Source organism: Ramlibacter aquaticus, from assembly GCF_015159745.1.
In the GTDB taxonomy this organism is placed as follows: Bacteria; Pseudomonadota; Gammaproteobacteria; order Burkholderiales; family Burkholderiaceae_C; genus Ramlibacter; species Ramlibacter aquaticus.
Window position 1 is genome coordinate 1 of record NZ_JADDOJ010000215.1, and the last position, 395, is coordinate 395.

Sequence of the window (395 nt, forward strand, 5' to 3'; positions counted from 1 at the left end):
CTCGTGGGGGAGGGGCTTGTCGGGGCGAAACCCATGATTCTAGTTTTTCGCGCCGGCGCACCCCGGCGCGTCCACGGCCGGGCTCGATAATCGCCACCCATGTTCCTCAAGGCCGGTGCCCTGTCCCTCCTGCTGCTGCTGGCCAGCCGCGTCCTCGGCCTGGGGCGCGAGTCGGCGCAGGCGGCCGCCTTCGGCGCCTCGGGCCTGGCCGACGTCGCGGTGCTGATGCTCACGCTGCCCGACTGGTTCGCCGGCCTGCTGGCCAGTGGCGCCCTGGCCTATGTGCTGGTGCCGGCCTGGGCCGGCATGGCGCCCGCGCAGGTGGCGGCCTCGCAGCGCCGGCTGACCCGCGCCGTGCTGGCCCTGGGCGGGGCGCTGGCGCTGGGGGCCTGGGC

1 pseudogene is annotated in these 395 nt (G+C 75.7%); it reads left to right on the forward strand.

The features are described from left to right. Positions 1-99: 99 nt before the first annotated feature. Positions 100-395 (forward strand): annotated as a pseudogene (locus tag IM725_RS20185) (lipid II flippase MurJ); the annotation flags it as partial.